Here is a 12482-nt window from a genome sequence, read left to right as displayed (position 1 = left end):
GTAAGAAATGTTGCGTGAGCATATTGAAGGCAAGTGGATTGCTGATTTTGTAGAGGTGTTTGGTCTGTGCAAGGTGCAGCCCGGCGAAATGGCCGTTGTGCTGTCCGAGACGCAATCGCGCTCCGTGCTGGCCGAGCTGGCCGAGTTGGCCCTGACGCAAATGGGCGCACGGGTTTGCCATGTGAAACTGGTCTCGCCACGTCTGAAAAGCAATATTGCCTTGCGCTCGACAGGGACTTCTTTGGCTCTGGAAGGTATGGACCCGATTGTTCAGGCTTTGGCAGGCAGCCAGTTCATCGTGGACTGCACGGTAGAAGGGTTGCTGCATTCGCCCGAGCGTGCGGCTCTGCTGGCCAACGGTGCCCGCATCATGATGATCAGCGACGAGCATCCCGAGATTCTGGAGCGGGTCAAACCCAGTCCTTACTTGCAAAGTAAGTGCGATATTGGCGGCAAGCTGATTACCGACGCCAGCGTTATGCACATCAGCTCCGAGGCCGGTACGGACCTGACGGTCAGCCTGGCGGGTGTGATCGGGCGCGGCAGTGCCGGGATAGCCGACAAGCCGGGCAGCTTTGGGTATTGGCCTGCCGGCTTATGTATTTGCTACCCCAGCAATGGCAGTGTGAATGGCACGCTGGTGCTCGATAGCGGGGATGTGAACCTGACCTTCAAGCGTTATCTGGAATCGGCGGTGACCCTGCGTATCGAAAACGATTATGTAGTGGCTATTGAGGGCAAGGGCGTGGATGCCGATTTGATCCGTTCCTACTACGCAAGCTGGAATGACAAGGATGCCTATGCGGTCAGCCATGTGGGCTGGGGCATGGCACCGGCAGCTCGTTGGGATTCCTTGGCCATGTACGACAAGCGCGATACCAACGGAACGGAGTTGCGTGCCTTTGCGGGTAACTTTCTCTTTTCTACTGGCGCCAATCCTGCGGCAGGTCGTTTTTCCGATTGCCACTTCGACTATCCGATGCGTAATTGCACGGTGAGCCTGGATGGCCGTGAAGTGGTCAGCAAGGGGGTGTTGCAAGGCGATCTGGCCTAAAGCGCTAGCCAAGGCGGTACCGGCAGGGGAATGGGCCTACCGAGCCTGGGCTGCTTGGTTGCTCGTTGATATTCCGTGCTACAAAACCAAGCTTAAAGATTGATGGTTATATTGTTCGATAGCCATCAAGCTGTTCAGGCTTATCGCTGTCGCTATTTTGCTTTGTGCAAAGGCAACGCGGCCAAGTCTTGCTGGGTTTTCAGAGGTACGGATTATGCGCGAAGGATTGGAGAAACTACTGGCCGCAGGCAAGGATAATGCCTTGCTGCGCTTTGGCTTGGGCAATGCGTGTATGGGCGAGGGTGATTTGGAAGCCGCTCGTGAACATTTGTCCAAAGCGGTGGAAATGAATCCGCGTTACACCGCAGCCTGGAAGCTATTGGGCCGGGTGCTGGTGAATCTGCAGCAATTCAAACAGGCCAGGGAAATTCTGGAGCAGGGTTTGGTAATTGCCCAGGAACAGGGCGATAAGCAGGCTGAGAAAGAAATGCAGGTGTTTTTGAAACGGGCCGTAAAGGCTTTGGAGCAGGCAGCCGAATAAACATTACGAATGGGCGACGGATCTTTTCTTGCGATGCGGGTATCAGTGCATTCCCTAAGTGTGACAGCGTTATAAATGGGGCACAATACGTTTCATGCAGGTGAGGAGACATAGCCCGCGAAGCTGGGCAACAAAGACCGGAACAAAACGGTCACTATTATAAAAGCAATAGGCAGTACAACATAACAACAACAAAAAAAAGGCCAGCGAAAGCTGGCCTTTTTTACGTCTGTACTCAATAAAGAAAATCAAACACCGGGTTCAGACATGGCTTGCAGCACCAGTTTGACGGCACCTTGCCCACCTTCATTGGGCGCGCATTCCATATAGGCCAGAACGCTGGGCAACTGGGTTAGCCAGCGACGCACGGCATGACGCAAAACGGGTTCGCCATTGCGTGAGCCGTAGCCCGTGCCATGGACAATTCGTACACAGCGCACACCGTGTTCCAGACAGGAACGTAGAAAGTTGTCCAGTCGCTCTCGGGCCTGCTCCAGATCGGAGCCATGCAAGTCCAGGCTGGACTCAATCGGCCAACGGTTGCGCTCCAGGTCGCGCAAGACATCGGGGCCACAGCTGGCACGCAAATGTCGTATATCGTTGCTCTCGCCTTGCACGCTGACATATTGGTCAGAGGCTTGGGGCAGGGCAGGTGTGTTGACGGGCGCACCTACCGCGTGGCGACGACGTTGCTCCAACTGTTCCGGGCTGGCTGTAGGGCGGCTCATAAGCATGCTTTGACCGCGTTTTTTCAAGGGAGCGACGTCACGCAGGGACTGGCGTAGCCAGGCCCTGTCGCTGGGGTCCAATAAAGAAATGGGGTCTTGGGCTGCTGCGGCGCTGCTGGCAGGAGCCGGCTTGGCCGGCTTGCCACCGGGATCCGGTGGACGGGGACGCTTGCGAGCTTGAGGACGAGCGGGGGCCGGGGGCGGGTTGAGATCCTGGCGGACCTGACCTTGCAACTTCTTCAGGTCTGCCAGGCTGCGGCCTACGGCTTTGGGCTTATTTGTTTTCATCCAACCAGCGCTGTGCATCCAAGGCGGCCATGCAACCGCTGGCTGCACTGGTAATGGCCTGACGATAGATATTGTCTTGCACGTCACCTGCGGCAAACACACCGGGAACGGAGGTCATGGTTGCCATGCCTTTCAGGCCGCTACGAGTGGTGATGTAGCCATCGTGCATATCCAGTTTGCCTTCGAAGATCCCGGTGTTGGGTTTATGGCCGATGGCGATAAAAGCGCCGGTCACGGCCAGATCTTCAGTGGCTTGGGTTTGCTTGTTGATAATGCGCACACCGGTCACGCCAGAAGCATCGCCCAGCACTTCTTGCAATTCGCTGTGCAGTTTCAGGCGGATATTGCCGTTCTGGACGCGATCCATCAGTTTGTCGGTGAGGATGGGCTCGGAGCGGAAAGTGTCGCGACGGTGAATCAGTGTCACGGTTTTGCAAATATTGGACAGGTACAGGGCTTCTTCTACGGCGGTATTGCCACCACCGACGACCACCACGTCTTGATTCTTGTAGAAGAAACCGTCACATGTTGCACAACCGGAGACGCCACGGCCCATGAACTCCTGTTCCGATGGCAAGCCCAGGTATTGCGCCGACGCACCTGTTGCAATAATCAGCGAATCGCAGGTGTAGACTGTGCCACTATCCCCATTCAAGGTCAGCGGGCGGGTGGACAGGTCAACCGAGGACACCATGTCAAAGATTAATTCTGTTTCGAATCGTTCCGCATGCGCCTGGAAACGTGCCATAAGATCAGGTCCCTGGACGCCTTGGGCATCGGCTGGCCAGTTATCTACATCCGTGGTGGTCATCAGTTGGCCACCTTGCTCCATGCCGGTGACCAAGACAGGGTTGAGGTTGGCGCGGGCTGCGTAGATCGCTGCGGTATAGCCGGCCGGGCCTGAGCCCAGAATGAGTACTTTTGCGTGCTTAGTAGTCGACATCACAGAAAATCCGAAAAAGACGATCTCCAATTATAATGAGTCCATGGCAAGAATACCTGCAACATCCCCTCGTTCGTCCCGGTCATCCAAAAATGTGCGTAATGGGCCTTCCGCCCTGCAACAGCGCCTGACAGGACTGCTGCGCGAAGCACGGTGGATTATCTTCGCTGCGCTGGCAGCCTGGCTCGGTCTGGTACTGGCGACCTGGGATCCGGGCGACCCTGGCTGGTCGCATTCCGTGCATTCGGGTCTGACTCAAAATGGCGGGGGCATTTTTGGTGCCCATATCGCCGATTTCCTCTTGTACCTATTTGGCCTGACAGCCTGGCTCTGGGTGGTGCTGCTGGTACAGCGCGTGGCTGTGGGCTTTTATCGTCTGACCGCTTTACTCTTGCCCGGCACCAAGAGCGAGGACGTCTTGCCGCGGGTGCATTGGGAAATTGGCATCGGCTTTTTCTTTTTGTTTCTGGGCAGTATGGGCCTGGAGTCGCTGTTCTTTAAAGATCTGGGGCAGCAATGGCAGCTTCCGGCGGGGGCTGGTGGGCAGTTAGGCCAATTGTTTTCGCAACTATTGGTAACGTCGATAGGCTTTGGCGGTGCCACTTTAGTGCTGATGGGCCTGCTCGCCGGTGGGGCCAGCTTGTTCTTCGGTTTTTCCTGGCTGACGCTGGCTGAACGACTGGGCGGATTGATCGAAGGGGCGATTCGTCGTGTGATGATCTTGTGGTCGGCGCGTCAGGATCGCCGGGTAGGCGAGGTCAAACGTGCCGAGCGTACGGAAAGCGTGGTGGCCAAGCAGGAGCAGTTGGTACACGAACAGCCTGTTCGTATCGAACCTGCTTTTGTGGCCGTGCCCAAATCCGAGCGCGTCGAGAAAGAAAAGCAGCAGACCTTGTTCAAGGTGCCTCGTCAGGCTGGCGAAGCGGGCGATTTGCCTCCGCTGTCTTTGCTGGACCCGGCTACAGACAATGTAGAGACCGTGTCGCAGGAAACGATAGAATTCACCTCGCGCCTGATTGAAAAGAAATTGTCCGACTTCGGTGTCGCGGTAACGGTGGTGGCGGCTCAGGCTGGCCCCGTGATTACCCGTTACGAGATCGAGCCTGCCACGGGTGTGAAGGGTAGCCAGATCGTGAATCTGGCTAAAGACCTGGCCCGTGCCTTGAGTCTGGTCAGCATTCGGGTGGTGGAAACCATTCCCGGCAAAAACCTGATGGGTCTGGAGCTACCCAATCCCCGCCGCCAAATGGTGCGTCTGGAGGAAATCGTCGGCTCGCAAACTTATCACAGCAGTGCTTCTTTGCTGACCATGGCTTTGGGCAAGGATATTGCTGGTAAGCCCGTGGTAGCGGATTTGGCCAAGATGCCCCACCTGCTGGTAGCCGGTACCACGGGCTCCGGTAAGTCGGTGGGTATCAACGCCATGATTCTGTCGCTGCTGTACAAGGCAGACCCGGCCGATGTGCGCCTGATCCTGATTGACCCCAAGATGCTGGAGATGAGTGTCTATGAAGGCATTCCTCATTTGCTGGCACCGGTGGTCACGGATATGCGATTGGCGTCCAACGCCTTGAACTGGTGTGTGGCGGAAATGGAAAAACGCTACCGCTTGATGAGCAAGCTGGGCGTGCGCAATCTGGCCGGTTACAACGCCAAAATACGCGAAGCGCAAAAGCGTGAAGAGCCTATCCCTAATCCTTTCTCTTTGACGCCGGATGCTCCCGAGCCGTTGTCCGTGTTGCCCATGATCGTCGTCATTATCGACGAGCTGGCTGACCTGATGATGGTGCAGGGCAAGAAGATCGAAGAGTTGATTGCTCGTTTGGCCCAGAAGGCCCGTGCCGCTGGCATCCACCTGATTCTGGCCACGCAGCGCCCGAGTGTGGATGTGATTACGGGTCTGATCAAAGCGAACATTCCTACCCGTATTGCTTTCCAGGTGTCCTCCAAGATCGACTCGCGCACCATTCTGGATCAGATGGGGGCGGAAACCTTGCTGGGCATGGGTGATATGCTCTACCTCCCCCCTGGTACAGGCTTGCCAAAACGAGTACACGGCGCATTTGTCAGCGATGAGGAAGTTCACCGTGTTGTCGAGCACTTGAAAGAACATGGCGAGCCCGATTACATCGAGGGCCTGCTGGAAGGTGCTGTCGAAGGCGAATCGGGTGAGGGAGTCAACCCGGTGACGGGTATGGCGGATGCAGAAGCCGACCCGCTGTATGACCAGGCCGTTCAAGTCATTATCAAAAATCGCCGCGCTTCGATTTCCTCGGTGCAGCGTCATTTGCGTATCGGTTATAACCGAGCCGCCCGACTGTTGGAACAAATGGAGCAGGCAGGCTTGGTGTCGGCCATGCAGCCCAACGGTAACCGCGAAATTCTGGTCCCCGCAGGAGGTGCCAAAGATGAAGATTAAGACACTGTTGGCCAGCATGCTGCTGGCCGCTACACCTGCCTTGACCATGGCCGCGTCGGCCAGCGAGCAATTGCGCTCTTTTGTGCAAGATGTGCATGCCGCAAAAGGCGAATTTTCCCAGCGCACAGTCGATAGCAATGGCCAGTCCAAAGGTGCGCCGCAGTCCGGGCAATTCGTGTTTCAGCGCCCCGGCCAGTTCAAATGGCATGTGCAACGCCCTTATGAGCAGTTGATCGTGTCTGACGGCAAGCTGCTCTATCAATACGACCCGGATCTGGCCCAAGTTACCGAGCGTGGTGTGGACCAGTCCATTGGCGCCTCGCCTGCCGCAATCTTGTTTGGTACCGGCAATCTGGAAGATTCCTTCCGTCTGGTTGAACAAGATGCGCGGGATGGGCTGGAGTGGATCCGAGCCACGCCTTTGCAAAGCGATGCTGGCTTTTCCTACGTAGACATCGGCTTCAAGGATCGTGAGCCACGTCGTCTGGAATTGCAGGACTCGTTCGGGCAAACCACGTATATCGACTTCACCGGCTTGGAACCGAACCCTCGGATTACCTTGGGTACCTTCACGTTCAAGGCTCCTGCCGGAGTGGATGTCGTCTCCATGCCTTGATGCACATTCTGTTTTTGTGCAGCTATCGTCAGAGGCAGCGCTTAGCTGGCTCTGACAAAACAAGTTTTCAATACAGACCTGGTCCGCTTTGACCAGGTCTTGCCATTTTAGGAAGGGCGATCGCCATGCGTGATTTGTTCGCTCAGGAACCCGCCGCACCCTTAGCCGAAGCGCTGCGCCCCAAAACCCTCGATCAGGTGGTGGGCCAGTCTCACCTGTTGGGCGAGGGCAAGCCACTACGTTTGGCTTTTCAGTCCGGGAAACCACACTCCATGATTTTCTGGGGGCCTCCCGGTGTGGGTAAAACCACGCTGGCGCGTTTGACGGCCAGTGCATTCGAGTGCGAGTTCATCGCCTTGTCCGCCGTCTTTTCAGGCGTAAAAGACATTCGTGCGGCCATGGAGCAGGCCCAGCAGAATCTGGCCATGGGCAAGCACACCATCCTGTTCGTGGACGAGATACATCGCTTCAACAAATCTCAGCAGGACGCGCTTCTCCCTTATGCCGAAAGTGGCTTGGTGACCTTTATTGGCGCCACTACAGAAAATCCATCGTTCGAGGTCAATTCGGCTTTGCTGTCGCGGGCGCAGGTCTATGTGCTCAAGTCTTTGACGGATGATGAACTCAAGCTGCTGCTGCGCCGCGTACAGGAGCAAAATGCGCTGGATGGTCTGGCGTTCGACGATCAAGCCGTTGATACCTTGATCGGCTATGCCGACGGTGATGCCCGGCGTTTCTTGAACCTGCTGGAGCAGACTAATACGGCCGCCAAGACCTCCGGCACCGAGCGGGTCACAACGGACTTTCTGCAAAACGCGCTGACCTTGAACTCTCGGCGTTTTGACAAGGGGGGAGACAATTTCTACGACCAGATTTCTGCTTTGCATAAATCGGTGCGCGGTTCCAACCCGGATGCCGCCTTGTATTGGCTGACCCGGATGCTGGATGGTGGGGCAGATGCCCGTTATTTGTCGCGCCGCATCATCCGCATGGCTTGGGAGGATATCGGTCTGGCCGATCCGCGCGCCATGCAAATTGCCAATGATGCCGCCTTGACCTTTGAGCGCCTAGGCAGCCCTGAAGGAGAACTGGCGCTGGGGCAGGCCGTGATTTATCTGGCTATCGCCGCCAAGAGCAATGCCGGTTATATGGCATACAACCAGGCCCGCGCCTTTGTGAAGCAGGATAAAAGCCGTGAAGTGCCCGTGCATTTGCGCAACGCCCCGACCAAGCTGATGAAAGAGCTGGGCCACGGTCATGCGTATCGCTATGCTCATGACGAGCCCAATGCTTACGCGGCGGGTGAGACTTACTTGCCGGAGGGTATTCCCGATCCGCATTGGTATCAGCCCGTGCCCCGTGGTCTTGAAATCAAGATTGCTGAAAAAATGGAGCGCCTGCGTCAGCTGGACGAGCAGGCCGGTAAAAAAGATACCTAAGACAGGACAGGCGCTTGCTTGACCTGCCACCTCCGTATTTCCCGATATCCCGCTACGGCTTGCGCTGTGCTGCGCTTGTGGTGGCTTGTGGTTAAAATCACCAGATCAATCGGGATTGAACCATCACCTATATGGCTATTAAATGTTAGATCTGAACCAATTACGCAAAGACTTGGAGCCGCTGGTACAGGGCCTGGCGAAACGTGGCGTGCAATTTGACACCGAGCGTTTCCAGCAGCTGGAAGCCCGCCGCAAAGCGGTACAGGTGGAAACTGAAACCCTGCAGGCCGAGCGCAATGCACTGGCCAAACGCATTGGCCAGCTCAAGTCCAAGGGCGAAGACGCCAGCGAGGCATTGGCTCAATCCCAGCAAATCCCGGTGCGCCTGAAGCAGTTGGAGCAGGACCTGTCCCAAGTACAGGCCGAGCTGTCCTCCTGGTTTGCCACGATACCTAACCTGCCGCACGACAGCGTTCCGGTGGGCGAGTCCGAAGAAGACAACGTAGAAGTACGCCGCTGGATTCCCGGTCCTAAAGATGATCAGGGCAAACCTGCACATATCACTTTTGCGCCGCGTGACCACGTGGACCTGGGCGAACAATTTGGCCTGGATTTTGAAGCCGCCCGCAAGTTGGCTGGTGCCCGTTTCATGGTTCTGCGTGGCCCTCTGGCCCGTTTGCACCGTGCTCTGGCTCAGTTCATGTTGGATACTCAAGTGGAAGAGCACGGCTACACCGAGTGCTACACCCCTTACATCGTGAACGCGTCTACCTTGTACGGCACAGGCCAACTGCCCAAGTTCAAGGACGATATGTTCTGGGTTACCAAAGGTGGTCAGGACAACGAGCCAGCCGATCCGGCCGAATCCAAGCCTGAAGACCTGTACCTGATCTCCACCTCCGAAATCAGCTTGACGGGCATGGTGCGCGACGAGATTCTGGCTGGTGATGCGTTGCCTATGCGTCTGACTGCTCACTCGCCTTGTTTCCGTTCGGAAGCCGGTAGCGGTGGTCGTGATACCCGTGGCGTCATTCGTCAGCACCAGTTCGACAAAGTGGAAATGGTGCAGATCGTTCACCCCGAACAATCCTACGAAGCGTTGGAGTCCATGGTCGGCCATGCCGAGCATGTTCTACAAGCTCTGGAACTGCCATACCGTGTGGTGCAGCTGTGTACCGGCGATATGGGTTTTTCTGCCGCCAAAACCTACGATCTGGAAGTGTGGCTGCCAGCACAAGACACGTTCCGCGAGATTTCCTCGGTCTCGAACTGCGAGGCTTTCCAGGCCCGTCGCCTGCAAGCCCGTTTCCGTGCCGACAGCAAGGCTCGACCTGAGTTTGTGCATACATTGAACGGCTCTGGTCTGGCTGTAGGCCGGGCTTTGGTAGCCGTCCTGGAAAATCACCAGCAAGAAGATGGCAGCGTCATTGTGCCCAAGGTTCTGCGTCCTTATATGGGCGGTCTGGAACGCCTGGTGCCTGCGCAGTAAAAGCATCTGCCTGAATCGCAAAAGGGCTGATGACCTTCATGGTCCTCAGCCCTTTTTTATTCCTGGTCCCGTCGTGAAGGATTAGTCATCATCCCAGTCGCGTTCCTGGTGCTTGCGCCAGCGTTTGTGTGCGCGTCGCTGCTCCTTGCGCCATTCCTTGTTGGAGCGGCCATATTCCACGTAGCCGGGACGATAGACATAGCGGGGAGGGTGGTAAACCACCGGCGGTGGAGCGACATAAACCGGGCGTTCCACAACATGAGCGGGCGGGTAGTAGATCGGTCCGTAACCGATACCGGGAATACCGACATTGATGTCCACACTTACACCACCTGCAAAGGCAGTGTGGGTGCCCAAGACCATCAAGCCAGCTAATAGTAGCTTTTTCATATGCTGCACCTCTCGTGACTCTAGCAGCAGCGATTGTTGCTTGAAATCGGTGTCCCAAACGTTAGGCAATCCTGGCAAAGCACTTCCAAACGCAACATGGCTCGTATGAGCTATGCGGGAGGTTTACCTTTCTTAACATATGTTTCCCCTGCCCGACAGGACAGGGGAGGTGCATGAGTGGATTCAGAAGGTGTGGCGTTCAACCTGACGATGGCGGATGGGGCGACGATTGTAATTCGCATGCAACTGTCGACCGTGTACGGAATCCATTTGCTTGTTCAGGTGTGGGGTACGGCGTGGGTTGCGTTGCGCAGGCTCTGTGCGCGGCTTGGAGCTGGCCTCCAGAAACCAGAGACAGAGAGAAGCCCAGAAAAAGAGTGACAGGATATTGACCAGCCCACCTCGCAGCGAAGCGTAACCTGTCGCATCCGAGGCCCGAATATTGAGCAGGTCTGCTAAGGCTGGAATAGAACCCAGGGTTTCGATGATCAGGCTACCCGGTATCCGGAATCCCCAGCGCATAGTCTGAAGGATCTCATTCAGGCTATATATACCGTCGCCATTCGCGTCAATAATCCATTGGAAGGTTTGCATGACAACTCCTTTTATCAAGTCCAGCGCGTGGCACTGGAATTCCAAGGGCTGCCCCCAAAAGGCAGGGCTGTGATGCATCAATGTCTGTTTTCACTATAGGCTCACCCCATGCGCCGGACAAGCCAGGAAGGCCGAAATGCAGGGTAAACCCTTGATTGTTCAGCCTTCTTTTTTTGGGGTCAATAGCCGCTACGCATGAAGCTGCCACCTGATAAATCTTCAGCGAAGTATTCAGTGCGCAGGCCCGTTACGTTGCCGACCGGGTTGATCGTGAAATCCAGATACGAGACTGAGCCCTCGACGGCGTTTTCACCCAGCAGACTGAAAACGAAGCGAGAGCCGTCCCAGTGGCGTAGCTTGTAGGACGATTGGCCTTGTTTGCCCAGACTGAGTGTCAGCGTACCGTTGGCGAGGGTGATGGACGCCTGACCGTAGTAATCGTTGTCGTACGTGCCAGTGTAGCGCTCCAGCGGTAAGGGCTGGACAGGTGTGGCAGGGGGTGTTTGGCCCGCCAATGAGCCGAAAGGTTGGAACATTTCCTGCTGGAATTGATCATGAAGGACGGTGTACCAGTCTTGTGAGGTGGAGCCGTTACGCACCAGCTCGATAAAGGAAATTGCACTGGCCTCGGCGACGCCGCTGGGGGCTGCATTTGTAAGTACTACAATGCCAAGTGCAGAATCGGGCCAGTGCATGAAAACGGTAGAGGCGCCCAGTAGAAAAGCTCCCGAGTGTGAGTTCAGTCGCTGGCCATAGGGATCATTACCGACATTAAAGCCAAAGCCGTATTGGTGGCCGGGCGGAGACTGGCGCACCAGTGCGGGTTCCAGAGCAGCCGGTGCGAATAGTTTGCGACCTTCGGCACTGGTACCCATGCCTTGCAATAGGGCCAGCCAGCGCGCCATATCGCGTGCGCTAGAACTGACGCCACCAGCGGGGGATTGTGCATCGGGCTGGCGTTGATATAAAGCCTGGTAGCGCCCGTCTTGCCAACTATGTCCTATGGCACGGTTATCCTGGGCGATGAAGTCGGCAAAGCGCGAGCTGCTGCGGCTCATTCCTAAAGGTTGGTATAGCTCACGCTCCGAAAGTGTGGCCCATTCGGTGCCTGCGGCGTTGGCAACGGCCTGAGCCGCCGCAGTCAGACCAAAGTTGGTGTAGGCGTAGTGGCTACCCAGTTGTTTGACAGGCACATACCGCAGGTGGTGCAAAATTGTCTCGCGGTCATAGCCCAGATCTTCCAACTGGTCCCCTGCGTGGTCGGGTAGGCCTGATCGATGGGCGTAAAGATCACCGACGCTAGGTTGGGCGCCACCGCCGGCAAGCAGAAAGTCCGGTAGCTGTGTGGCTACGGGAGTGTCCCAGGTGATGACGCCTGCATCCACTTGCGTGGCAACGACGGTGGCGCCCACAGACTTGGAGACTGAGGCAAGCTGGAACACAGTGTCTGGCGTGATAGGCTCGGGTTTGCCTGTTTCGCGCACACCAAAGCCTTGGGCATAACGCAGCTCTCCATTCCAGACAACGGCCACGGCAACGCCAGGCACGCCAGAGCGCTCCATCAATTGTGGCACCAGGGTTTGCAGGCCTTGTATGCCGCGCTCAAGCTGTGCCTCAGTCAGGTCGTTGGAAGGCGCATGATCATAGTTGCCGCTGCAAGCGGCTAGCAGCAGGCTGGTGCTACTGAGCAGTGGAATCAGCAGGCGTTGTGGTGAGAGCAGGGAAATAGGCATGATGAAAGACTCGGTGAGGAGGGCTGGTTTATGTGGCTCCACGCATGTCTGCGTCAGTCAGATGGACAAACATGAAAATGTGCGTTGCAGCGTTTGTTAAGGCTGGGCTGGTCAATGCAGCGGCAGCGCCAGGATGAGGAGCCCAAGTGACGCTGAGGTGTTTGTTCGAGTCGTGCCGCATACTGGCTTGCTGTCAGTGTGTTCAGGTTTTGTGACCGCAAGGCGATATGGCTCAGCTTCTGTGATGC

11 protein-coding genes are annotated in these 12482 nt (G+C 56.4%); 6 read left to right on the top strand and 5 right to left on the bottom strand.

The annotated features are described in order from the left end of the window. Window positions 1–7: 7 nt before the first annotated feature. Both OKX01_RS13150 and OKX01_RS13145 read left to right on the top strand, forming a co-directional pair. Entirely contained in the window at window positions 8–1054 is a 1047-nt protein-coding gene (locus tag OKX01_RS13150) for a peptidase M29 (protein ID WP_094197378.1), read from the top strand. A gap of 214 nt (window positions 1055–1268) precedes the next feature. Then, window positions 1269–1595 carry a tetratricopeptide repeat protein gene (locus tag OKX01_RS13145; protein ID WP_094197377.1) on the top strand — a complete coding sequence of 109 codons (327 nt, stop codon included), beginning with the start codon at window positions 1269–1271 and terminating at the stop codon, window positions 1593–1595. Between the two features lie 248 nt (window positions 1596–1843). Here the strand turns inward: OKX01_RS13145 and OKX01_RS13140 are convergent, their stop codons facing one another. Beyond that, a complete protein-coding gene (locus OKX01_RS13140) occupies window positions 1844–2611 on the bottom strand; it encodes a Smr/MutS family protein (protein ID WP_264671832.1) in 768 nt (255 codons plus the stop codon). After that, complete coding sequence (trxB, locus tag OKX01_RS13135; protein WP_094197375.1) at window positions 2598–3554, bottom strand: thioredoxin-disulfide reductase; 957 nt, start codon at window positions 3552–3554, stop codon at window positions 2598–2600. Before trxB ends, OKX01_RS13140 begins: the two co-directional genes overlap by 14 nt. 43 nt (window positions 3555–3597) lie before the next feature. Here trxB and OKX01_RS13130 point away from each other — a divergent pair, with 43 nt between their 5' ends. From OKX01_RS13130 to serS, 4 genes are all read left to right on the top strand, one after another. Beyond that, on the top strand, window positions 3598–5973 hold the full coding sequence (locus OKX01_RS13130; RefSeq protein ID WP_108727786.1) for a DNA translocase FtsK: 2376 nt from the start codon (window positions 3598–3600) through the stop codon (window positions 5971–5973). Next, on the top strand, window positions 5963–6589 hold the full coding sequence (gene lolA, locus OKX01_RS13125; protein ID WP_108727785.1) for an outer membrane lipoprotein chaperone LolA: 627 nt from the start codon (window positions 5963–5965) through the stop codon (window positions 6587–6589). The genes OKX01_RS13130 and lolA overlap by 11 nt, the downstream gene beginning before the upstream one ends. Before the next feature lie 125 nt (window positions 6590–6714). Then, the gene (locus tag OKX01_RS13120; RefSeq protein WP_094197372.1) at window positions 6715–8028 is read left to right on the top strand and encodes a replication-associated recombination protein A; all 1314 of its coding nucleotides are present in this window, start codon (window positions 6715–6717) and stop codon (window positions 8026–8028) included. 142 nt (window positions 8029–8170) lie between these two features. Further along, entirely contained in the window at window positions 8171–9517 is a 1347-nt protein-coding gene (gene serS, locus OKX01_RS13115) for a serine--tRNA ligase (RefSeq protein WP_094197371.1), read from the top strand. 81 nt (window positions 9518–9598) lie between these two features. Here serS and OKX01_RS13110 read toward each other — a convergent pair whose 3' ends face one another. The 3 genes from OKX01_RS13110 to OKX01_RS13100 all read right to left on the bottom strand — a co-directional run bounded on the left by OKX01_RS13110 (window position 9599) and on the right by OKX01_RS13100 (window position 12234). Further along, on the bottom strand, window positions 9599–9907 hold the full coding sequence (locus tag OKX01_RS13110; RefSeq protein ID WP_094198403.1) for a hypothetical protein: 309 nt from the start codon (window positions 9905–9907) through the stop codon (window positions 9599–9601). Window positions 9908–10090: 183 nt separating this feature from the next. Continuing rightward, window positions 10091–10501: a hypothetical protein gene (locus OKX01_RS13105; RefSeq protein WP_249459839.1), complete on the bottom strand. Its 411-nt coding sequence runs from the start codon at window positions 10499–10501 to the stop codon at window positions 10091–10093. 179 nt (window positions 10502–10680) lie between these two features. Further along, window positions 10681–12234 (bottom strand): serine hydrolase, encoded by a 1554-nt coding sequence (locus OKX01_RS13100; RefSeq protein ID WP_264671831.1) that lies wholly within the window; start codon window positions 12232–12234, stop codon window positions 10681–10683. Between the last annotated feature and the right edge of the window lie 248 nt (window positions 12235–12482).

The organism is Alcaligenes sp. SMD-FA, assembly GCF_025960365.1.
GTDB lineage: Bacteria > Pseudomonadota > Gammaproteobacteria > Burkholderiales > Burkholderiaceae_B > Alcaligenes > Alcaligenes aquatilis.
Note: the sequence above shows the minus strand (reverse complement) of the source record. Positions and strands in the feature narration are given on the sequence as shown.

Coding starts and splice junctions, on each gene's coding strand:
- trxB (WP_094197375.1), bottom strand. CDS start 3,554: ATGTCGACTACTAAGCACGCAAAAGTACTCATTCTGGGCTCAGGCCCG.
- OKX01_RS13110 (WP_094198403.1), bottom strand. CDS start 9,907: ATGAAAAAGCTACTATTAGCTGGCTTGATGGTCTTGGGCACCCACACT.
- lolA (WP_108727785.1), top strand. CDS start 5,963: ATGAAGATTAAGACACTGTTGGCCAGCATGCTGCTGGCCGCTACACCT.
- OKX01_RS13140 (WP_264671832.1), bottom strand. CDS start 2,611: ATGAAAACAAATAAGCCCAAAGCCGTAGGCCGCAGCCTGGCAGACCTG.
- OKX01_RS13120 (WP_094197372.1), top strand. CDS start 6,715: ATGCGTGATTTGTTCGCTCAGGAACCCGCCGCACCCTTAGCCGAAGCG.
- OKX01_RS13150 (WP_094197378.1), top strand. CDS start 8: ATGTTGCGTGAGCATATTGAAGGCAAGTGGATTGCTGATTTTGTAGAG.
- OKX01_RS13105 (WP_249459839.1), bottom strand. CDS start 10,501: ATGCAAACCTTCCAATGGATTATTGACGCGAATGGCGACGGTATATAT.
- OKX01_RS13145 (WP_094197377.1), top strand. CDS start 1,269: ATGCGCGAAGGATTGGAGAAACTACTGGCCGCAGGCAAGGATAATGCC.
- OKX01_RS13130 (WP_108727786.1), top strand. CDS start 3,598: ATGGCAAGAATACCTGCAACATCCCCTCGTTCGTCCCGGTCATCCAAA.
- OKX01_RS13100 (WP_264671831.1), bottom strand. CDS start 12,234: ATGCCTATTTCCCTGCTCTCACCACAACGCCTGCTGATTCCACTGCTC.
- serS (WP_094197371.1), top strand. CDS start 8,171: ATGTTAGATCTGAACCAATTACGCAAAGACTTGGAGCCGCTGGTACAG.